Genomic DNA, 21,387 nt, shown 5'->3' on the forward strand with positions numbered 1-21,387 from the left:
GACCCGAGTCCCGTCTGCTGGCCAGGTGGGGACTATTTCACGCTTACCTCCAACATGATTAGCGACTGGATGAAGGGCGTAAGGTATAAAGCCAAGTTTGTGATAAAAACGCATTGCTCTTGTATTCGTGTTATGGCATCCTAGCCTCAGAACTCGTACTTTTAGTTCATCTTTGCATCGCTTTTATATATCGTTTCAATAAGAAAGGCAGCTGCCCCTAGCCACGAAAATCAGGAGCGACGATGAAATTTCCAAGGTTGCACCATTGCTCCTCTTGCAGCCCAAAAACATTTGCATACCCTACCACATCCCCGTTATGAAGGACAACGGTAGGAATCCATCGAGTTAGGTGTTAGCGGATACTTCCCTGCTGGGCCATTACAACAATTCATCTGCACTTTGAGGAAAACAGCATATTATCGGTATATCATCAAGTTGTACTGGTCTGCACTTGAACATTGACCCCGTCATCCCCATGAATAGTTTTTATTTTTTTCCTAATTGGGGTAGTACCAGGGTAGCTGACACCACCCGCAAACGTATAGATTAAATTGGAAGCCAGTGCCGTTTAGTCGAGCGATGGATCGAAGAAGTCGAAGAAGAAGACAATCGACTACAAATGGGCGATGCCAGACGGTAACATGGTTGTGGAGCGCGTCCCAACCTTCTGGCTCCCATACATAGTTTGCTGCAAAGAGAGTGAATGTCCATCTCTGAATTGTAGTCGATAAAGGTTGCTTGTTTGACACTCTTTTTTTATTACTGTAAAATTCAAGGTGATTTAGAATGTTATTTGGTAGAAAGGGGGGGGGGGGGGATGAGCTTCCTTTTGGATACATTTTTGCTTCAGCTTCTTTCGATTTTCTTTTATGTAGTAGTAATTTATGCTTTAGTACGTTTTGTTAAAAAATATAAAAAACAAGAACAACGAATTACACATTTAGAAGCAGAAATAGCTAAGATCCAAGAAATAATTAATAAATAGTGGCTCAACCTCAAAATCAGTGCTTGATTATTGGCTTAACAGACGATGGCGGTTACATTCGATCAGAATGCCCGCTTTATAGCGACTGCGATTCCTTGTGAAATAATGGCGGCGTTGAAAGGCTTTAATGCGATTATGGCGGCCTTCTACGGTTGCGTTTGTCCATCGGCATTGATGGTAAATCACGATTTCTTCTTGCCAATTGCGCATGGTCTTTAGCGCACTTTGGACGGCAGCGTGGTCGATCTGATCGCCCTGCGTACACCAACGCTGGAATCCCAACTTGGCAGCAACATAGTTCGGCGAGCAATCATACCACGTCGTTAACGCTTCTTTCCATTCCCACACGCTGCGCAGCAGCGGGGAATACTTCAGCATCGCATCCAACTTCTTTCTGCTTTCTTCACTGTGCGATTCGGAAGGCGGATTTAGCAGACAGTGGTTCGCTTTCAGATACGCCTTGGCTCGCGGCGATAAGATGCCGGACGGTTCGCATGCCGTTGCTTCCCTTCCGAATGACCGCTTGGTCCGAAGCGCAGCATGGGCAGATTTACTTGTCGTCTACCGGCACAGCTTCTATGTGAACTTCATCGTGTTCAATGGATAACAGCTGGTGAATTTTTAGCTCTGGTACGTTGAACAGTTCGTTGATATACTGAATCTGCATCAATCTGCATCTGTCTATTCCTTTTGTTGTGGGTGGGGACTTACAACATTACAGGATTAGCAGATGTTTTTCCATTTTCATCTAAAATTCATTTCGTCAAGCACTGATTTTTGTTTTGAGCCTAAAGAGTTATGTAAAACTTAGATGGTTAGCAAATAAGAGTTACTACAATAAAGTATAAAATAAAAAGGATCGCCTTCTACCGTGCCAGAAGTCATGGTAGAAGGCGATCTTCTCGTATCAAACATCAGAAATTGGATTAGATTATGGAATGAGAACTTTAATTAACCATTGACTATTGAACGAACCGTAAAACTAATGTTTCCGCCACCAGCGCTTTTAATATCTACAGTTGTTTCAATGTCAAAGGTAGCAGTAGAACATATCCCCCAGCCTACTGGGCAAGTTACCGTATAAATATAATTCCCTGCAGACTTAACTACTCTAGCACTATTATCTACAATTGTAGCCGTTTGAGACGAAAAACCACCAGGGAACCATGATCTTGTACCTGTAGTATTTACCGTAGTTATAGTTGCACTAGTGCTATCGATTGTATATTTGGTTACGAGATGCATTTCACCGGTTTTAGTGATGCCCCAGATATCTTGCCTAGCATCATTTGTGAAACTTTGTCCAATACCCCCATTATACCATTGTTCTCCAGTGTCCTGTAGGACAGATAGTGTATTAACTTTGTTTTTTGCTTTCTCTGCCCCAGTCACAGTGTTACTTAGAACCATAAAGCTACCATCTTCCATAACATAAAATGTCTTAGACCCCTTCACAGAAGTGGTTATTTGATTTTTATTTTTTAATTTCTTTGGATTATAAACATCCAATCCACTAACATACTCACTTTTCAATTTCGGATTATCATGAAAAAACTTATCATATTTTTGAAATAGAGGAAGAGAACTTACCATGTCTTCCTTACCTTCACTTACTAAATCAAAAACTTGCTTGTGCAGTTTTTTTAACTCTGCTTTATCAAGTACTGGACTAGCTGTTTCAGCAGAAGCACTTAAAGGGAACACCAGTATTAAAGAGAGTACAAATGATAGTAGTAACTTCAAACTTTTCATCACTAAACCTCCATTTATGTTTATATATTCCATATCTAATCCAGATCATATTTTACAATAGACGTACTATAATGTAAACATTTAACTTCTTCTTCGTCGCTTATAGTTCGTTGTTAAGGTCTACTTAATAGTCCCATTGTCCATACTGCCAACCGTGGGACTTTCACGGGTTGACCCTAAAGGGTCGCAATTCTTATCTTCTGTTAGCTGATTGCGAATGAACTTTTCGATCACTTTCTTGTTTCGTCCCTTCGAGGCAAACACAAAATGGTATTTGCAGTTCCATTTCGTATGTGCTAGAGTGCTCTTGTCCATCTTCGTTCTCCTTTGAATCAATTTGTGCGGTTGCCAAACCGGCATTCAATTTTATTATGAAGTTCAAAAGATGGACTACTCATAGCCATAAGCTTTTCTGAACTCCCAGACAAACTGGGAGGATCTTATACAAAAGGATCCGAGGTTATCTCCCGGAATCCGGTTTTCGCTTTTGGCCTCCGCATAATGATGCCGGGAACCGCCGTACCGTCCCCGGACTCGGTTACTCGAACCGGAACGGGCGCATTATCGTTCTCGGGCCTCTTGCTCAACTGGGAATATGAAAGATCCCCCACCTCCACAACGTTCCGTTCTCCGACCGCAGCTGAATGAAATCTTTCTGCCGATACCGAAGCGAATCTAACCTCAGACGGATGATTCACCACTGTGGCGCGCAGTACCGTAGAACGGTTTCCCGTGCCAGCTGTCCGTTTCCGTTCGAGCCTCAAGCCCGCAAAGAGCGTCTGTCTTTAGTACGAGCAAATGGGCGCTGCCTGCCGAGATGGACGAAATGTCCGAAAGCGGTGAACCAACCGGCTCCGTCAAACAAACAAGCCGGATCTGCGCATACGCAGTCACGTCATCAGCGAAGGCGTCAACCGTGTGCCGAACCGCGCCATGCTGCGGGCCGTCGGCTTCCGGGACGAAGATTTCCGCAAGCCGATGATCGGCGTCGCCAGCACCTGGAGCGAAGTCACCCCGTGCAATATGCATATCGACGGACTCGCCGTCCATGCGAAGCAAGGAGTGCGCAATCATGGGGGAGCACCGCTGATCTTCAACACGATCACCGTATCCGACGGAATCTCGATGGGGCATGAGGGGATGCTGTTCTCGCTGCCGAGCCGGGAAATTATCGCGGATTCGATCGAGACGGTTACGAACGCGGAACGGTTTGACGGTCTGGTCGCGATTGGCGGCTGCGATAAGAATACGCCGGCCTGCCTGATGGCGATCGGCCGGCTGAACATTCCGGCCGTATACGTCTACGGCGGCACGATCCAGCCGGGCAAGCTGGACGGCCAGAGCGTGGACATCGTAACGGCGTTCGAGGCGGTCGGCGAATATCACGAAGGCCGGATCGACGAGGAGCGGCTCCATCAGGTCGAATGCAGCGTCTGTCCGGGCGCTGGCGCCTGCGGGGGCATGTACACCGCCAATACGATGGCGGCCGCGGCCGAAGCGCTCGGGATGAGCCTGCCCGGCTCGTCGTCCACTCCGGCGATCGCGCCGGACAAGGCGGCGGAGTGCGGCAGAGCCGGGCAAGCGGTCATCGCCCTGCTGGAGAACAACATACGGCCGCGCGACATTATGACGAAAAAGGCGTTCGAGAACGCGATTACGGTCGTGATGGCGCTTGGCGGTTCGACGAACGCCTTCCTGCATCTGCTCGCGATCGCTCACTCGGCCGGAGTCGGGCTGACGCTGGACGACTTCGAGCGCATCCGCCGCAAAGTTCCGCATCTGGCCGATCTGAAGCCGAGCGGTCGCTATGCGATGCAGGACTTGAACGAAGCCGGCGGCGTTCCCGGCGTCATGAAGCTGCTGCTGGCTCAAGGCTTGCTGCACGGCGACTGCCTGACCGTGACCGGACGTTCGCTCGCCGACAACTTGGCGGAGGCAGCGCCGCTGCACGAAGGGCAGACGATCATCCGGCCGTTCGACGAGCCGCTCAAGCCGGACGGTCCGCTCGTCGTGCTTCGCGGCAATCTGGCTCCGGACGGGGCCGTCGCCAAAATGTCCGGCATCCGCAGCTTGCGCTTCTCCGGTCCAGCGAAAGTATACGACAGCGAGGAGGCGGCGACCCGAGCCATTATGGACGGCGATATCCGCGAAGGGGACGTGCTCGTCATCCGGTATTGCGGGCCAAAGGGCGGCCCGGGCATGCCGGAGATGCTCTCGGTTACGGCGATGATCGTAGGCAAAGGGTTAGGAGGCAAAGTCGCCCTGCTGACGGACGGGCGGTTCTCGGGCGGCTCGCACGGCTTCGTCGTCGGACACGTCGCCCCCGAGGCGCAGGAGGGCGGTCCGATCGCGCTGCTGCACAGCGGGGATGTCGTTACGATCGACAGCGGCACCGAGGAACTGACGATGGAAGTTGCCGCCGAGGAGCTGGAGAAGCGGCGCAGCGGTTGGGTGAAGCCGCCTCTCAAGGCGTCCTCCGGCGTCTTGTTCAAGTACGCCCGTCTCGTATCGTCCGCATCCTTAGGAGCGGTTACGGATCTGGAGGAGTAACCCGCTTCCGGAAGCCGTCCCAACCGTGTCTGCATGATATGGGACGTCCCGATTCCAAACGAAAGGACCCCCAATTCCACGGTAAAGTGGAGGACGAGGTCCTTTTTCTAAAGGAAACCGGTTCTAGACCGGGGCTCCAGAACGCAAATTGACTTACCAGACAGACAACCCCAACTGCCCGGAACATGCCGGCCGTTCCCGCCAGCTGTAATTTCGGTCGGCTGCATGCTTACACGCCGATTTTACCAAACTCTTCGAATACGGCAACGGTATCGATAAAACTCCAGACGACGGCTCCGTCGGACACATTTCCGGACGTATGGGCCGGAGCGGTATTTCCGGTTGTACCGGCCTGGACCGCTTCGTACACTTTCCCCGCAGCCGTCCGACGTTCGCCAGCGGATACGGCTTGACCGCCCGCCCAAGCAATTGCTGCCGTATCGATGCCTTTGGCTATACATATACGACCCTCTCTTCCGCCGGATAACGGAGCGTCATAATAGATTTTATCTCCGTTTCTGACGGGAAGTCCCGTCGGCGCCTGTCCACCCACGAGCTTTCGCACCAGATTGATGTTTGAGAGACGGTTTGAGTTTTCTACTCCTTCCACATGATTTAGCTCCAGCAGCAGGTCGTTCCTTTTGCCGCTCACAGCTGTGCCATTTGGACGGGATACAGAATAGATCCCGTATGTGGAAGGACTAATCACTGGAGCGTACACTTCGTCTTTGTGCCATTCGGGCAACGTTTCGCTCGTTTGAACGACAGTCCAGCAATCTGCGTTCACACCCGGCTGTGTGCTGTCTGAGGACAGATGACGCTTCTTCGCCTCATACTTGATTCCTTTATGAATGACCCGATCGGCGACTGGGTATTTGCACACGACCGTATTGCTTGAGACGGAACCCGATACGTCGTCGATGTAAATATCCGCGAAAAAATTCGCCGCGACCCTATTGCCGGTACAGCTCACTCCCCGCAAATAGCGAACGTTCAAGCCGGCTCCGCCGCACAGCAGGACGGAGTTCGCGGAAACGACGAGACCGTGAGGCAAAAACCCGGCGTTGTAAGCCGCCCCCATACAAGCGATGCCGCTTCCCTCGGCTCCTTCTATGCTGTTGCCGGTAATCGCGACGTTGAGCCGCGTGCTCGCCCGGGTCACGAACACCTGCGTATAGCCGATCCCGACGCCCAGCGAGCTGGTCTTGAACGAATCCGGATTGCCGCTGTTGTCCAGCAGTTGCCTTTTCACACCTCTAATATTGTTCGAGGCTACGGTTATATCCGTATTCCATCTCGCGCCGACGCCCGTCGAGCTGATCAATATGCCGTATTCGTAGCAGCTTACGATGACGTTGCCGGTCGCATTCACGTGGGCGTGCGCGATGCCGATTCCTCCGCCGTAGACGAAGCCGCATTCCCGGATGTAGTTGCCGGTTACGCTCGTATTAAAGCCGTGCGTCTGGGCCAAATAAATCCCGTTTTTGCCGCACCGCTCGATATGATTGCCGGTCAAGGAAGCTTGACTGTGGTTGTTAACGACAATTCCGTTGCCTGGCGAATTCACGAGCCGGCAGTTCTGAATGCGGATCGTGCCCATCTCATGATCGGCATTGGCATATTTCCCGATAATGTAGATGTTCTGATAACCGAGCGCCCCCGCGTTGCTCCCCTGCCGGTAGACCGGATCGCTCATCACGCCTTGCATCTGCTCGTTTCCGTCGACGTGCAGGCCGATGATATCGATATCTTTGATCCCGTTCCCGAGTACGACGCTGTTCGAAGCAACTGCGGAGCTTGGAATAACGCCGTCGTCGCGCTTGAAGCCGCCTGGGCCAAGCAGCACAAAGCCGTCGTATACTTGGATGCCGTTTACCGTGTATAGGCGATCGAACACGATAACCGGACGTCTGCCCGCCTGTTGATCGGACCAAGCTTTGGCCGCATCCAGCACAGACTGGACGATGACCTGCTCGTTGCCTTGTCCGACCGCGCCGAAGCTTTCGGGGACAAACTCGTGCTCGCGTTCCTTCACCCTGACCCAGCAGCCGCTGCCGGACGGATTCGTCTCCCCGCTGCCGCTCAAGAATGAAGGCAGTCCAGCCTCCGTTCCATCCCAGCCGGCCGTCGGACTTATCACCGTTCCGCCGTTGTGGGCCGATTTGGGCATGGCCGGGTCCCAATACAGCAGCCCGCCCCCGGTGCCGCTGCCCTGACGGTATTCGATCAACGACACCTGCTGCCCGTCATGCGCCCCCGTATAGCCGATCAGACTCATCATGTCGTGAAAGCACAGAACGGGCTCCACAACACTGATTTTCAGCTTCTTCCTGGACTCCAAGTATACGCTTTCAATTACGGACGCATGAGACTCCATCGGTCTTCCGTATACGAATCCGACCGATGCGGCCCCCGCTGCTACTCCCAGTGATGCCAGCATCTGTCTGCGACTTATCCGATTGTCGGCCATCCAAACTCCTCCTCGGCTTTTTTCGATTATGGACCATCCTCCGCGATCATGCCGTCATCTCTTCCGTTTCGTTTCCGTACAACAAAGGCGCTCCCGCCGCAGCTCAGTCATTTTTGCAGCACGGCGGCAAGCCGCCGGTTATTTCTTTTTCTCATCGATTAATTTATTCGCCTTCTCCTCCGCATTGCGAAGCGCGCTGTTGATGTCGGCATTGCCGTTTAACACTTCGTTGCCCGCTCCGATCATTTCGAGAAGAGCCAGCCGGTTGAATTTGTTCGTGTAGGGCAGTTCAGCCATCTTATGCTTGTATACCGCCGCTGTATTCCGGCCTTTCAGGATGTCCAGCTTGGTGCCGAACGCCTTTTGGATATCGGGATCGGACAATACCGTCATTTTCCCGTTCTCCGACAACAGCGTCTGAGCCTCCTTGGACGACATCAGGTGCGCAACCGCCGCGAAGGCGTGGTCTTTGTGCTTGCTCGCCTTGGACACCATAAAGTACAGCGGCTTATTCGAGCCGGAGATGCCGGGCTTCTCCTTGAGCTGAGGCATGGAAGCGACGTCCCAGTTGATCTTCTGGCCTTTCTGCTCCGCCGTATCGAGCAGGTTCACCATAATATTGAAGCTTTGCATCAGCGACGCAAGCGTTTGCTTTTGATAGAAATCTTCGTTCGTCAGCTTCGTGTTGCCCGGAATGCTGTTGATTTCCTGCAGCAGGGCAAGCGACTTTTTCCATTCGTCGGATTGGAACGACGCTCTCCCCGTCTTCGGATCGAAAAGCGACAGTCCCCACTGGCTGCCGGTCATCAGCAAATTAATCGTCCGGAACGCGGAATATTGGGTACCGCCGTCCACCCTCGACAACCGTTTGAACACCGCGATCGCTTCGTCCCACGTCATATCGTCCGTCGGGTAAGGAATTCCGAACCTGTCGAACGCATCTTTGTTGTAAAACCACATCATCCGGTCCGAATAAACCGGGAGAGCAAGCAATTCGCCGCTTGTTCCGATCGATTTGCCTCCTTCGAGCACCTGCGGGTCCACCCGTTTCAAGTCGACGGAAAAACGGGCTGCATACGCGTTCAGATCCAGCGGAAAATCGTAATCCAGCAATCCCGCCAGATTCGGATGGTCGGTAAAGACGATATCCGGCGTGCTGCCGGCCGATATGAGATTGTCCAGCACATTGCCGCTGCCTTTCGTAAAGTCCAAATATTCCAGCGTGATGTTCGGGTATTTTTTGCGCAGCGGCTCTGCGAAGTATTTATCGAATTCCGCCTGCTGGAACGCCGTATTCCAGTTGTTCACCTTCAACGTTACCGGCTCGCTGCTCAGCTGCTTCTGGGCATCCGCTTCTCCCGCTTTCGCGGCCTCGCCCGGCAATCCGGCAGTCCCGGACGGTTCTGCAGAATTTCCCGAGCATCCGATGACGGACATTCCTAGCAATAGCAGCGCCAAACTTGATTGGATTGTACTAGCTTTTTTCATAGAAACCCCTCTTTCTTTTTGTTTATTTGTGAAATATTTCACTAAACTCTGGACGATAACTCGCTGCTTTCTCGCTGTCGCGGCCCGAGCCTGAGCACGGCAATCGGCAACTATTCGACGGCGCTTCGGAGGCTGTCTGCCTCCAACTTTCCGGCTGTGCAGGAATGACTTGCGGATTCGCTCTGTGCCGGCTTCCTCCTCTGTCCATTATTTCGTTTTCAGCACCCGGGTTCTCCCCTATAATAAACTTAACTTCATCCTTTTTTCTTTATCCAGAAAGACGATTCTTTTGCCAAATCGTACAGGGGGGCCGGCCGCGAAATGACTTTTCCAAAATATGATTTGCGCATTGAGCTGTCCATTCAGCAGATTGTCACTTTTTATTATATGGAGCTCCCCAAACATTTCTGGACGCCTGGAGAAAGTCACGACTTCTGGGAATTATGCTACGTCGATAAAGGACACTATGAAATTGTAAGAGGCACCGAACGGCTCGTTGTCGAGCAGGGGGATCTGCTCTTGTATGCGCCTAACGAATTCCATGCGGGACGGGCTGTAAACGATACGGCTCCGGCGATTATCATCGTCTCCTTCCACTGCGATTGTCCCGCCATGCGCTCGCTGGAAGGGAAGACGTTCCGTCTGGATGAGGACGAGAAGCAGCTGCTTTCCAGATTGGTGGAGGAAGGCTGCGAAGCCTTCGATCCTCCCGTCGACTCGCCCCGCATGCACCGGCCCTTCCAAAGAGCGTCAGCCGCCTTCGGCAGTGAGCAAATGATCAAAAATTTATTGGAAATTTTGCTCGTAGGGCTAATCCGCAAAGGCGAGATCCGGAGACCGCCGGCCGTACCGGAATCGATCTCCGCCGCCAACTACAACCACGCGCTCGTCGAACGGATTATCGACTATATGAAGGACCATATCGGAGAAAATCTGAATATCCATCAGCTATGCGCCGCCTTCGGCGTCGGCCGGACCCGGCTCATGACTCTGTTCAAGTCCGTCACCGACCTGGGGACGATGGCCTATTTCAACAAGCTGAAAATTGAACATTCCAAGTCGCTGATGCGGCAAAATGCGTTTACGATGACGGAATTGTCGGAGCGGCTCGGTTTTGCCAGCGTGCATCACTTCTCCAGAACGTTCAAGAAAGAAACCCTCATGACCCCGACCGAATACGCCCGCACGGTAAACGCAAGAGCGCTGCGCAGAGCTTCCGACGTCTATCCCGAATAGGGCCGGCCGGATCTTGCAGCAAAAGCGGCAAGACAAAACAGACGCTTCCATCCCCGCTCCAGGCGGTTTTATAAGCGTCTTAGCTGTTTAGCTCTCGGTTCAGTCTTTCATCTCATCCAGCCTTCCAGCATCTTCTCCAGCACCAGGCCCAGATTCGAGCGTCCCTCCTCGCTGCGAAACGGCTCATAATTGCGGAAGTAATCTGCATGACCGCCCAGTATCGTTACCGGAATTCGTTCTTCCGGGGCGTACTTGAGCGAATTCCAGCGCGGCATACCGACAGCGCCCATCTCCCAGCCTCCCCAGCTCCCGATCCGGGTGATCGGATCTTTCGCGGAACCGTTCGCCTTCGTCGCGTAGAGGTAACGGACCCGGTCGCGCATTACCCGCGGTATAGCGAAGCGCGGACAGCCGATCTGTACGATCCGTGTCTGGATCGCCGGCAGGCGCTCGTCCAGCAGCGAAGCGGCATGCACCGACGCCACTCCCCCGCCGCTATGGCCGATGAACAGTATGATGTCCGCCTCATCGCCGCTCCCGATTTCGCTCAGGATGCGGCTTCCCCCGATCGACCGTTCGTAATTCCCGGACCGGAGTGTCATATCCCGGTACACTTGGCGGATCTGCGGCAGCAGCGGACTGCTCCAGTCCCCGTAAGGAAAAAGCAGCCCGGCGCCGACCACGTCCAGCCTCGGCTCCCGCTCCAAGACGTCCACGACCGCCTTCAGCACTCCCTCCATGAAATTCGGAGATGTATACACGCCCGCCGCAGCGTACACCAACGCTTTACTTTTGTGCGGTATCGAAAGCTTGCGCATCGGCGATCCTTTCCAAAGCGCTCGGATGGGACGAGCGGAACCATTTGACGATCAGGGGGGGATCGACCTCGTCCAGCGTTGCCTTGGACAGCTTCTGCTGCATGCTGACCGCGCCACCGGCATGGCCGATCAGCTCCATCGCGTACCGGTCGGCTGCGCTTTCCGCCTGACGAGAGACGGCATTCGAGAAGGGCAGCGATACGAACGTCAGCACGGACATCAGCAGCAGTACGAGCGGCAGCACAGCGGCTTGACCCGGCTGGTGAATTCCCCATCGGCCGCCCCAGCTGCGGATGGCCAGCTTAAGCGCATAACTGCCGAGCCACAGCATAACCAGCGACGCTCCCACCGCTCCCAGTGCGCTCCATTCGAGATGGCGCATCACATAATGGCCGATCTCGTGCGCGACGATCTGCAGGATCTCCTCTTCATTCAACCGCTTCAGCATCGTATCCCAGATCACGATCCGCAGACTGGAGCCGATTCCGTCGACGTAGGCGTTCAGCGCGTTCGTTTTGGCCGACATATCGACCTCGTACACCCGTTCCGCCGGTATGCCCGCTTCGGACCCAAGCTCCATTATTTTCTGCTCAAGGACCGGATCGGACAACCGGGAGAACTGGTTGTACAGCGGGTCGATCACAACCGGCTGGATATACATCATAAACAGCGTGAACGGAATCGACAGCAGCCACAGCTTCAGCCACCAGCGTCCGCCTCTGCGGATAAACCAAAACGCGACGATGGCGACAAGCAGCGTAACGAGCGTATCGATTCCGGTCGCAACGAGTCGGTCGCGCATCCATCCTGCGAACGGCTGGGTCGAAATACCGTTGCTTCGCGACAGCATATAGCTCGTATAACCCAGCGGCAGTCTGGCAACGAATGCGATCGCGCTGACGAAAACGGCGATCACGGCGATCCGTGCTGCGAAGGGCAGCTTTTTGCGTTCCAGCATCCGCTCCCAGCGCGACGCGAAGCCGCCGAACAGCAGCACGAGATAGACGCCCCAAATCCACGGGTACGAGACGAAAAAGATCCAGTTCCGCTGGGCGGAATACGTTTCGCTGGACCGCAGTTCTTCCGCCGACATAAATGTAGCCGGATCGGCCGGAGTCCCCTTGTATATATCCGGCACCGTGTTGGCGGACGCATACCAGAGGTAGAAGCCGACAGCCACGGCATACAGGGCGAAAAGCGCGTAATACCAACGAATAAACTTGCCGGAATTTTTCAATGGCGATCGCCCTTTCCCGCAATTTTCCTAGGTACGCTAATCATAACATTCCTCGGGCCGAACCAACACATGCAGGATGCGAAAAAAAGACCGCTGACAACTCACTGGCAATCCCCCCGTTTGCCCAGTGTGATTTTTCATAACATCCACAGCACCGAATCCGGTGGCAGCGCATATTTTAACCATCGAGAACTGTGTGTTCGCGGATTGCGGCTCCCGCGGTAGGTATGGCGCCTATATTTGCTCGAAATAGCTGGTGGCGCTGATAGTTACTTATGGGGGCTGGTAGTTGGGTGTTCGGGTGCTCAGATGCTCGAGGACTCTTGATGGGGGCTCAGTTACTCAGGGGCTCGGGAACTCGGGGGCTCGGCTAATCTTTTCCCTTTCCACTTGGTTGTCCCTAATGAATCGACAGCCTCTTTAGGAGCTCTTATCTGGGCACAAGATGTTTAAATTGGCGATTTTCTTAAAAATAAGAGCTCCAAGCATCTGCTATTTTGGATAGTGGGGTCAAATGATGACATTTTAAAAGTCTCCAATAGCTCTTATTTCCGCGGACGGTGGTAGGGTTTGGTGCAATCGGATGATCGCGGCTTCGCCTGATCATGTCCGATTTATACCAATCCCTCTTTCGAAGCAATTCCTCGATGTCCGACCGCGTTTTAGCGGTAGGGTTTGGTGCAATCGGATGATCGCGGCTTCGCCTGATCATGTCCGATTTATAACCATTCCTGATCGATTCCTTAATCGATCATGATGAACGAAAGTGAGCACGGCGCATACGCCGAACCGGCCGTTTCGCCAGCCGAACAACCCCAAAACCCGGCGCGCCGCATCGCCTTTTCTCCATTATAGAAGAATCGTTCCCGCGTATTGACAGCTTCTACCTGCGGTGATACGATGCATCCATGCATTATCCCAACTATATTTATAGGATTAATTGGTCAACCAGACAGCCGGAGACGGAGCGCCCCAGAGGCGCATCATTCTGCACCTTGCCTTCAACTCGACGCACGCACCAAGCAAACTATAAAAAGGGAGTTTGAAACGAATGAAAAAACCGACCCTGCTGTCCGCCATCCTTGCCATCAGTTTATTGGGACTTACCGCCTGCGGAGGAGGAAACGCCGCGCCTAGCAGAAATTCATCCGCAGCCGGAGCCGACAAACCAGCCTCAACCGGCGCCAAGTCGTCCGTCGAGCTGCTGAACGTCTCCTACGACCCGACCCGTGAGCTGTATGTGGAGTACAATAAAGCGTTCGCTAAATATTGGGAAGACAAAGCCGGGCAAAAAGTAACGATCAAGCAGTCCCACGGCGGTTCCGGCAGCCAAGGCCGTTCGGTCATCGACGGCATCCAGGCTGACGTCGTTACGCTCGCACTCGCTTACGACATAGACGCCATTCAAGAGAAGGGCCTGATCAACGCCGACTGGCAGAAGCGGCTGAAGGATAACAGCTCGCCGTACACGTCCACCATCGTCTTCCTCGTCCGCAAAGGTAACCCGAAGGGCATCAACGACTGGAACGACCTGATCAAACCAGACGTCAGCGTCATCACGCCGAATCCGCTCACCTCCGGAGGAGCCCGCTGGAACTATTTGGCCGCATGGGGGTATGCGCTCAAAAACAATAACAACGACGAAAATGCGGCCAAAGATTTCGTAGCGAAGCTGTTCAAAAACGTTCCGGTTCTCGACTCCGGCGCACGCGGATCGACTACGACGTTCGTCGAACGCGGCATCGGCGACGTGCTGCTTGCCTGGGAGAACGAAGCGTTCCTGTCGCTTAAGGAATTCGGCTCCGACAAATTTGAGATCGTCGTGCCTTCGCTTAGCATCTTGGCGGAGCCGCCGGTTACGGTCGTCGATAAAGTCGTCGACAAAAAGGGCAGCCGCGAGGTCGCGCAAGCTTATCTCGACTATTTGTACTCCGAAGAGGGGCAGGAAATCGCCGCCAAAAACTTTTACCGCCCGCGCCTTGAATCCGTAGCCAAAAAGTACGAAAAGCAATTCCCGAAAATTAACCTTATTACGGTCGACGAAGTTTTCGGAGGGTGGCAAAAAGCCCAGAAAACCCATTTCGCTGACGGCGGCATCTTCAATCAGATCTACAAGCCGGCGAAGTAATTGGAAGCGGACATTACAAAACCGAAATAAGGTGACAGGAGTGACCTGAACCGATGGCCTCGATTCACAAGAAAAAACGTTCCGTACTGCCCGGCTTCGGCATCTCGATGGGCTTTACGATTTTATACTTGAGTCTGATCGTGCTCTTCCCTCTGTCCGGAATCGTGCTCAAATCGGCCGGACAGAGCTGGAGCAAGTTTTGGGAGACGGTGACCGATCCCAGAGTCGTCGCCTCCATCCAGATCAGCTTCAGCACCGCCTTTTACGCAGCGCTCGTAAACGCAGTGTTCGGCCTGATCGTAGCGTGGGTGCTGGTCCGCTACACGTTCCCGGGCAAACGTCTGATCGACGGGCTCGTGGATCTGCCCTTCGCCCTGCCGACGGCGGTAGCGGGTATCGCTCTGACTTCGATTTATGCGCCCAACGGCTTGCTCGGCAGCTTTTTCATGCAATACGGCATCAAAACCGCCTACTCGCAAATCGGTATCACGATCGCCCTGATTTTCATCGGCCTGCCATTCGTCGTGCGTACCGTTCAGCCGGTGCTGGAGGATCTGGAGAAGGACGTCGAGGAGGCGGCCGCCTCCCTCGGAGCTTCGCGCTGGCGGACCTTTCGCAGCATCATCTTCCCGGCCGTCCTCCCTTCGCTGCTGACCGGCTTCGCGCTGGCGTTCGCCCGTTCGATCGGCGAATACGGTTCGGTCGTGTTCATCTCCGGCAATATGCCGATGAAAACCGAGATCGCCCCGCTGCTCATCAGGACGAAGCTTGAACAGTACGATTATACCGGCGCCACTACAATCGCCCTCGTCATGCTGATCATTTCGTTCGTGCTGCTGCTGCTGATTAACTTGCTGCAATGGCGCGCCAGCAGACGTACGATCAACGTATAGGAGGAGGGAACCCCTATGGCCGGAACCGTTGCCGCATGCACCGCTTCGCCTTCGCCGGCAAGCCGTACCCGGACGGGAGCCACCAGCGAATCAGCCGTCGTCAAATGGACGTTAATCGCCATCGCACTCCTGTTCATCGTGCTCGTGCTTATATTGCCGCTCGTCACCGTCTTTACCCAAGCGTTCCGCAAAGGCGCCGAAGTATTCATCGCCTCGATCGTCGATCCGGAAGCATTGTCCGCCATCCGGCTGACGCTGGTTACCGCCGCGGTCGCCGTACCGCTGAACACCGTATTCGGAATCGCGGCGGCGTGGGCGATCGCCAAGTTCAGCTTTCGCGGCAAACAATTTCTGATTACATTAATCGACCTGCCGTTCGCCATCTCGCCCGTTATATCCGGCCTGATCTTCGTGCTGCTGTTCGGAGCGCAAGGCTGGTTCGGCCCGTTCTTCATCGATCGCGGCATCCCGATCATCTTCGCCCTGCCGGGCATCGTGCTGGCGACCATCTTCGTCACCTTCCCGTTCGTCGCCCGCGAGCTGATCCCGCTGATGCAGGCGCAAGGCAATCAGGAGGAGGAAGCCGCCGTTTCCTTGGGCGCAAGCGCCTGGACGCTGTTCTGGCGGGTCACGCTTCCGAATGTGAAATGGGGGTTGCTGTACGGCATCATCCTCTGTAACGCACGCGCCATGGGCGAGTTCGGCGCCGTCTCCGTCGTATCGGGACATATCCGGGGCGAGACGAACACGATTCCGCTCCATGTGGAGATTTTGTACAACGAATACCAATTCGCCGCCTCCTTCGCCGTCGCCTCGCTGCTCGTCCTGCTTGCGCTTCTTACGCTGGTCGTCAAAAGCATCGTCGAGTGGAAGCATCATCAGGCTGCAGCGGCAGGATTGTCCGGGCAGGCGAAGCTTCCGGGAGGGAATGAATGATGTATATCGAAGTGAAGGATCTTGTAAAAACGTTCGGCAGCTTCACCGCTTCGGACCGTATCAGCTTCGGGATCGGCAAAGGCAATCTGATCGGCCTGCTCGGACCGAGCGGCGGAGGCAAGACGACGATCCTGCGCATGCTGGCGGGCCTGGAGACGCCGGATTCGGGCGATATTTTCATCGACGGCAAACGGGTCAACGACGTCCCTCCCCAGCAGCGGGGCATCGGCTTCGTCTTTCAGAACTACGCCCTGTTCCGGCACATGTCCGTGTACGACAATATCGCCTTCGGCCTTACCGTGCAAAAAAAGCCGAAAGCCCATATCCGGCAGCGGGTATCCGAGCTGATCGAGCTGATCGGCCTGAAAGGGCTGGAGAACCGATATCCGAACCAGCTGTCCGGCGGCCAGCGCCAGCGTGTCGCTTTCGCCCGCGCCCTGGCGCCCGAGCCTCACCTGCTGCTGCTCGACGAACCGTTCGCCGCCATCGACGCCAAGGTGCGCAAGGAGCTGCGGTCCTGGCTGAGATCGACGATCGAGCGCATCGGGATTACAACGATATTCGTCACTCACGATCAGGACGAAGCGGTCGAAGTGGCCGACGAAATTATGATCGTAGGCGGAGGACGCCTGGAGCAGAAAGGATCACCGCTCGAAATTTACAAAAACCCGCAAACTCCGTTTGTCGCCGGCTTTATCGGGGAATCGAGCCAGCTGGACGATCCGTCCCGGCTGAAAGGGTTCGCGGAGCTTCCCGGTGCCAAAGCGATCATCCGCCCGGAGTTCGTCGAGGTGGGGACCCCCGGCGAGCTGTCGACTCCTTTGGCCGCGGAAACTGGAGTCGTGCGGGGCGTCTACTTTCGGGGCAGCAGCTGGCAGGTCGAGATAAGCCTGGGCGCCCAGTCTGTATTCGCTTACCGCTCTCTGGAGAAGGCCCCGCTTAAGACGGGGGACGAGGTGCTGGTGCTCATTCATAGGCTGATCTTGTTTAACGACCGGCACTCCCGGATCGTCGAGAACGCGATGAAGACCGATCCGATGCCGATTAACATTTAATAACGAGACGATAGAACCAACCGTTTGACCCGCTGTGCAAAAATACAAATGTTGGAGGGAATCGCGATGAGCAATCCGGTTCAATTGGACGACGTATGGACAGAACGCATACTCGGCAGCTTAGAAGGAATGGAATACGGAAGCGTGCAAATTATTGTGCACGACGGAAAGATCGTGCAGATTGAACGGACCGAACGCAAAAGGTTCGATGCTTTCGCGCAACCTCAAACCCGCGCGCGTCCCGAGAAGCTAAAAAAACGGAGTCAGTAAAAGGCCAGCCATTCCCTGGAACTGCTGCGAAGTTAGCCTTTCTGAAAACGGAGCAAAAGCTGCTAACCGGAGCCCCTTCCCGGTGTAAAACAGAATCGAAGGACGCCGCATGCTTCCGATCCGCCTTGCCGCATAGCTGCGAGAGGGTGGACGGAAGCTTTTTTTAACGGAAGCGGATCGCCCCCATTGCCTGCTTGCCCTGCAGAAATCCCATACTTTACAATAGCAGTAAACGGGGAATCCCAACAGGAAGAAAGGCAGGCGAGCGGAGTGAATCTGAAAGTTGTTTCCTTTAACATTTGTCACGGGCTGGGAATCGATGGACGGCAGGATTTGGAACGCACGACAGACGTTCTCCGGGACAGCGGAGCGGATGTAATCGGATTGCAGGAGGTCGACAAATATTATGGGGAGAGGAGCGGCTGGCAGGACCAGACCGCCTTGTTGGCGCGTTCTCTCGGGATGCACGCCGTATATGGCCCTAACCTGGATATGGACCCGCAGCCCGGCAGCGGAGGACATCGCCGGCAATACGGCATCGCAATCTTAAGCCGTTATCCGATCGTATCGAGCCGCAACCACGTGCTGCCCCGGATCGACACGCCCGGCGGCTGGAACGAACCGCGCGGCTTGCTGGAAGCACGTCTTCAGGTTGGTAGCGAGACAGTGCGCGTGCTGAACACCCATCTGGGACTGTCCGACCAGGAACGGATCGCTCAGGCGTTGCGGCTCGTCGAGGTGTATTTGGCGGGCGGTCCGGAACGCTGCATCGTAACCGGAGATTTTAACGCGCTGCCGAACAGCCCGGAGCTCGCTCCACTGCTCGCCGTCCTGCGCGATACGTATGCGTCCGTTCATGGCGGCCGCCACGATCCGACGTTTCTGTCCGCCGCGGGCGGCGCTCCGGTTGCCATAAAGTGCATCGACTATATTTGGTGTTCTCCGGATCTCGTGCCTGTCGATGCTGCTGTGACCGCTTCGCTGGCATCCGACCATCTGCCGCTGGCGGCTTCCGTGACTATAGGCGGACCGGCACATTAGTACGGATGCCGCAGTCCATACCATGCTGCCCGAAATGGAGACTTTACCGTTTCATGCATAAGAAGTTGGGGTAATGTACATATTGATTGTGGCGCCCTTTCATTCGGACGGCCGTGTTTTGGTTTGACAACAAAGATGATATTAACTATACTTTAGTAAGTAACTTATTAATGAGAAAAAAGGAGGATGAAATCGTGAGTAATGTGAAATTGGCTATCGTCTATTACAGCTCCACCGGAACGAACTACAAGCTGGCCCAAGCGGCGGCGGAAGGAGCCAAGGAGATCGGAGCCGAGGTAAAACTCGTCCGTGTGCCGGAGACGGCTCCCGAGCAGGCGATCGCCTCCAACCCGGCGTGGAAGGCGCACGCGGAAGCGACCAAGGATGTGCCGGAAGTGACGCATGCGGACATCGAATGGGCGGACGCGATCATATTCAGCACGCCGACGCGTTTTGGCAACATGGCTTCGCAAATGAAGCAGTTTTTCGATACGACAGGCGGCTTATGGTTCCAAGGCAAGCTCGTCAACAAAGTCGTCTCCGCGATGACCAGCGCCAGCAACCCGCACGGCGGCCAGGAAGCGACCGTTCTGTCGCTGTATACGACGATGTATCACTGGGGGGCGATCGTCGCCGCTCCGGGCTATACCGATCCAATCACGTTCCAGGCCGGGGGCAACCCGTACGGAACTAGCGCCACAGCGGTGGACAGCGGCGAGATTCCGGACGCCGTCCTGCAGGCGGCGAGACATCAAGCCAAGCGTACGGTAACGGTAGCCGGCTGGGTAAAGGCCGGACAATCCAGCTAAGCTTATCCATAGCCGATATACAAGAAACCCCGCCTTCCTCCGGTCAGCCGGAACAGGCGGGGTTTGTTTTTTGGACTCCGGATCAAGTGGCAGGCGCCGGATGGAGTGACCGTCAGTCTCCCCCGCCGCCGCACCCCGAAGAGCACGAGGACGAGCTGCACGACGAGGAGCCCCCGGAACTGCCGGAGTCTCCGGACGAGCCGCCGTCCGAACCGCTGCCGGAATCGCCGGAATCGCCGGAATCGCCGGAATCGCCGGAATCGCCGGAGTCCCGGGAGTCGGAACGGTCGTCGCCGAACGTCCCGGAGCAGGATGACGAGCCGCACGAAGCCTGATTTTTCTTCTCCTCCTCCGGCAGCACATCCTCCATCTGCTCGGTATAACCCACCGGGTCGATAACCGAGAACATCACCATCGACGTTGCAAGCATCGTATAATCGGACGTATTCGAATGGTTCGCTCCGGACGTGTATTGGGCATTGCGCGTTACAGGTTTGCCGTACGGTTCGTTCCCATCTGCCATTTTTGCGTTACCGATCTGTTCCTTCAGTCTGCCGATCAGCAATCCGATCGTTTTCTCCGCATCCGGACTGACGTCCATCGAGGCGCGATTGAAACGGGACGAGGCAAGCTTGTCCGGCGATTGCCGCTCCACTTCCTCCAGAAGCTGCGCATCCAGCGGATAACGGAAAAATCCGCGCCAGATTTGCCCGCTGTATTCCGTTGGCACGAACAGCTGGCTGTACACCCAATCGAACCATGCCCGCTCTCCGGGCATCGGCGCCGCATCTCCGTGCGGCGCATGGTGAACGGTCCGTCCGTACCAGCTGTTGCAGAACGTCTCGTATTCGCGGGTAAACATCAGCATCTCATGCCAAATATCGTCTACTTCGCGGCTAAACATCGGCACTCCGCGCAGTACCGCATTCATCAGCAAATACCGTTTCAGCTCGAGAACTTTCCAGTCGTACTCCGCCTCGGTCATACGCGGATATTTATCGAGCACCCGCCGCTTGAGCTGTGGTACAAACAACGTCTGAAACGCCGACTCCAGCTCACGCGCCATAGACGTCAGCGGAATGTCCGAGGCCAGACCGAGATGAGCTGGCAAGACGCCGGTCCGATACTCTTTGCGGTTCGGCGGTGCGCTTTTGCGGGCAGGTCCCCCTCGTCTTCCAGCGGCCCGGGATTTGTTCTTGCCGGAAAGCCGGCTCATCAGAAACAACACGATCACGATGATTAGAGACGCTATAAAAATCAGTTCCATACGCTCTCTCTCCCTCCAGGCTGCTCTCTTCTTTACCTTTCAATATACCATGAAGCGGCACAGGCTGTATCGTAGAGCGCCTACTTTTTGTTATGATAGAAAGAGCAGCCGATTGTCCGGGCAACCGCCAACCTCGAAAAGGAGAGAACATCATGCGTTCCAACAAACTGCTTTTGCTTGTCATCGCTGAGCTTATTATTGCGATCGCCTTTGCCGTAACGTCTATACTCGTATTCCTATACCAGAAGGACGACCTGTGGATGCAGACGGTTCTGGTGCTGGGCGGAATCGCCGGCGTCTGGAACGGCTACTATCTGATCAAGCAGCGCCAAAGCCGGGTTACCCGCAGAAGAGGACCGGCCAAGCCAAGTCCGAAGCCGAAGCGTTAAGGCTGCTCCGGACCATGCTTGTATGAACGTTCAAATTCATTTCGAATGATCCGCTCCCGCCTA

The 21,387-nt window shown here is 54.8% G+C and carries 18 protein-coding genes and 2 pseudogenes; 11 read left to right on the plus strand and 9 right to left on the minus strand.

Going from position 1 to position 21,387, the window contains the following annotated elements; translation table 11 throughout:
• Nucleotides 1-217 precede the first annotated feature (217 nt).
• Entirely contained in the window at nt 218-337 is a 120-nt protein-coding gene (locus tag PV433_RS33995; protein ID WP_442951465.1) for a GNAT family N-acetyltransferase, read from the minus strand.
• Between the two features lie 480 nt (nt 338-817).
• Between PV433_RS33995 and PV433_RS00830 the strand changes: the two genes are divergently transcribed.
• Nucleotides 818-985 carry a hypothetical protein gene (locus PV433_RS00830; protein WP_332070320.1) on the plus strand — a complete coding sequence of 56 codons (168 nt, stop codon included), beginning with the start codon at nt 818-820 and terminating at the stop codon, nt 983-985.
• 27 nt (nt 986-1,012) lie between these two features.
• On the opposite strand, the pseudogene PV433_RS00835 reads toward PV433_RS00830, so the two are convergent.
• From PV433_RS00835 to PV433_RS00845, 3 genes and pseudogenes are all read right to left on the minus strand, one after another.
• Nucleotides 1,013-1,462: pseudogene (locus tag PV433_RS00835) on the minus strand (ISL3 family transposase); the annotation flags it as partial.
• Nucleotides 1,463-1,936: 474 nt separating this feature from the next.
• Complete coding sequence (locus tag PV433_RS00840; RefSeq protein WP_332070321.1) at nt 1,937-2,737, minus strand: hypothetical protein; 801 nt, start codon at nt 2,735-2,737, stop codon at nt 1,937-1,939.
• Nucleotides 2,738-2,929: 192 nt separating this feature from the next.
• Nucleotides 2,930-3,052, minus strand: a pseudogene (locus PV433_RS00845) (IS200/IS605 family transposase); the annotation flags it as partial.
• Nucleotides 3,053-3,613: 561 nt separating this feature from the next.
• On the opposite strand from PV433_RS00845, the gene ilvD reads away from it, so the two are divergent.
• Nucleotides 3,614-5,287, plus strand: a complete 1,674-nt coding sequence (gene ilvD / locus PV433_RS00850; RefSeq protein ID WP_332070531.1) for a dihydroxy-acid dehydratase — start codon at nt 3,614-3,616, stop codon at nt 5,285-5,287.
• Nucleotides 5,288-5,516: 229 nt separating this feature from the next.
• Here the strand turns inward: ilvD and PV433_RS00855 are convergent, their stop codons facing one another.
• Entirely contained in the window at nt 5,517-7,757 is a 2,241-nt protein-coding gene (locus PV433_RS00855) for a right-handed parallel beta-helix repeat-containing protein (RefSeq protein WP_332070322.1), read from the minus strand.
• A 138-nt stretch (nt 7,758-7,895) separates the two neighbouring features.
• Nucleotides 7,896-9,245 (minus strand): ABC transporter substrate-binding protein, encoded by a 1,350-nt coding sequence (locus PV433_RS00860; RefSeq protein ID WP_332070323.1) that lies wholly within the window; start codon nt 9,243-9,245, stop codon nt 7,896-7,898.
• Nucleotides 9,246-9,566: 321 nt separating this feature from the next.
• On the opposite strand from PV433_RS00860, the gene PV433_RS00865 reads away from it, so the two are divergent.
• Nucleotides 9,567-10,481: an AraC family transcriptional regulator gene (locus PV433_RS00865; protein ID WP_332070324.1), complete on the plus strand. Its 915-nt coding sequence runs from the start codon at nt 9,567-9,569 to the stop codon at nt 10,479-10,481.
• 107 nt (nt 10,482-10,588) lie between these two features.
• Here PV433_RS00865 and PV433_RS00870 read toward each other — a convergent pair whose 3' ends face one another.
• Nucleotides 10,589-11,299 carry a hypothetical protein gene (locus PV433_RS00870; protein ID WP_332070325.1) on the minus strand — a complete coding sequence of 237 codons (711 nt, stop codon included), beginning with the start codon at nt 11,297-11,299 and terminating at the stop codon, nt 10,589-10,591.
• Nucleotides 11,268-12,536, minus strand: coding sequence for a M48 family metallopeptidase (locus PV433_RS00875; protein WP_332070326.1), 1,269 nt, complete (start codon nt 12,534-12,536; stop codon nt 11,268-11,270). Before PV433_RS00875 ends, PV433_RS00870 begins: the two co-directional genes overlap by 32 nt.
• 1,051 nt (nt 12,537-13,587) lie before the next feature.
• On the opposite strand from PV433_RS00875, the gene PV433_RS00880 reads away from it, so the two are divergent.
• From PV433_RS00880 to wrbA, 7 genes are all read left to right on the plus strand, one after another.
• Complete coding sequence (locus tag PV433_RS00880) at nt 13,588-14,664, plus strand: sulfate ABC transporter substrate-binding protein (RefSeq protein ID WP_332070327.1); 1,077 nt, start codon at nt 13,588-13,590, stop codon at nt 14,662-14,664.
• Between the two features lie 53 nt (nt 14,665-14,717).
• The gene (gene cysT, locus PV433_RS00885; protein ID WP_332070328.1) at nt 14,718-15,557 is read left to right on the plus strand and encodes a sulfate ABC transporter permease subunit CysT; all 840 of its coding nucleotides are present in this window, start codon (nt 14,718-14,720) and stop codon (nt 15,555-15,557) included.
• Nucleotides 15,558-15,572: 15 nt separating this feature from the next.
• Nucleotides 15,573-16,493 (plus strand): sulfate ABC transporter permease subunit CysW, encoded by a 921-nt coding sequence (gene cysW / locus PV433_RS00890; protein WP_332070329.1) that lies wholly within the window; start codon nt 15,573-15,575, stop codon nt 16,491-16,493.
• Nucleotides 16,493-17,548 carry a sulfate/molybdate ABC transporter ATP-binding protein gene (locus PV433_RS00895; protein WP_332070532.1) on the plus strand — a complete coding sequence of 352 codons (1,056 nt, stop codon included), beginning with the start codon at nt 16,493-16,495 and terminating at the stop codon, nt 17,546-17,548. The genes cysW and PV433_RS00895 overlap by 1 nt, the downstream gene beginning before the upstream one ends.
• Nucleotides 17,549-17,614: 66 nt before the next feature.
• Entirely contained in the window at nt 17,615-17,818 is a 204-nt protein-coding gene (locus PV433_RS00900; RefSeq protein ID WP_332070330.1) for a YezD family protein, read from the plus strand.
• A 270-nt stretch (nt 17,819-18,088) separates the two neighbouring features.
• Complete coding sequence (locus PV433_RS00905) at nt 18,089-18,859, plus strand: endonuclease/exonuclease/phosphatase family protein (RefSeq protein WP_332070331.1); 771 nt, start codon at nt 18,089-18,091, stop codon at nt 18,857-18,859.
• A 170-nt stretch (nt 18,860-19,029) separates the two neighbouring features.
• Nucleotides 19,030-19,668: an NAD(P)H:quinone oxidoreductase gene (gene wrbA, locus PV433_RS00910; RefSeq protein WP_332070332.1), complete on the plus strand. Its 639-nt coding sequence runs from the start codon at nt 19,030-19,032 to the stop codon at nt 19,666-19,668.
• Nucleotides 19,669-19,780: 112 nt separating this feature from the next.
• On the opposite strand, the gene PV433_RS00915 is transcribed toward wrbA, so the two are convergent.
• Nucleotides 19,781-20,935, minus strand: a complete 1,155-nt coding sequence (locus PV433_RS00915) for a hypothetical protein (protein WP_332070333.1) — start codon at nt 20,933-20,935, stop codon at nt 19,781-19,783.
• 152 nt (nt 20,936-21,087) lie between these two features.
• Between PV433_RS00915 and PV433_RS00920 the strand changes: the two genes are divergently transcribed.
• Entirely contained in the window at nt 21,088-21,324 is a 237-nt protein-coding gene (locus tag PV433_RS00920) for a hypothetical protein (RefSeq protein WP_332070334.1), read from the plus strand.
• Nucleotides 21,325-21,387: the final 63 nt, after the last annotated feature.

Origin of the sequence: Paenibacillus sp. GYB004, from assembly GCF_036577605.1 — a bacterium.
GTDB lineage: Bacteria > Bacillota > Bacilli > Paenibacillales > NBRC-103111 > Paenibacillus_AB > Paenibacillus_AB oceani.